The 716-nt window shown below is 73.9% G+C and carries 1 protein-coding gene; it reads left to right on the top strand.

The genetic code is table 11. From position 1 onward, the window contains the following. On the top strand, nucleotides 1-716 hold a 716-nt coding region (locus tag ABGB16_RS33890), incomplete at both ends, for a hypothetical protein (protein ID WP_347672122.1).

Here is a 716-nt window from a genome sequence, read left to right on the forward strand (position 1 = left end):
ACCCGGACCCGTCGGTGCCGTCGTGGTCGGTGCCGTCGCTGTCGGTGCCGGCTGCGCCGGCGCCGCAGTGGGTTGTGGCAGCTGGTGTGCCGGTGGTCGAGCAGTGGTATCGGTTCCAGCAGGATCTTGTGGACCGCTACGGTGGGCTGCTGGCCGGGGTGGCTCGGGCGGGCAAGAGCATGGCCGCGCTTGCCGTGCCGATCGAGCGGGTTTTCGCCGGGTGGGTCGACGCCCGGCAGGGTGATCCGACTGTTCTGGCTTTCCTGTCCGCGGTCGGTCTGCCGGGCACCGCGCTCACCGAGGGGTATCTGACGGGTGTCCGGGAGCGGGCGGTGGCCCGGATGGCCGAGGCGTTGGCGTCCGCGGGTGAGCAGATCCCGCCGGCCGAGGTGCGGCCGGAGCAGGTTGTCGACGCGCTGCCGGCGGCGTTCGACCTGGAGGCGTTGCGCGCGATCGCGCACCTGGCCGTCCAACACCACATCGACCGGTACCTCGCCGCCGGCCTACCGACGGCCGCTGGCACGTCGTGGGCCGTCGGCACGCCGACAGGCGCCGGCGTGCCGGCAGGTGTCGGCGTGCCGGCAGGTGTCGGGGCGGCGGTGCCGTCCGCCGCCGCGATCGAGGCGGTCAAGAGCGCCGTGCGGGACCGGGTGGACCGAAGCCTCGATGCGATCCTCGGTACCTCCGCACCCGTGCTGCCCGCTGTGGTGGCCGGT

The organism is Micromonospora sp. B11E3 (genome assembly GCF_039871625.1).
Taxonomy (GTDB): Bacteria; Actinomycetota; Actinomycetes; order Mycobacteriales; family Micromonosporaceae; genus Micromonospora.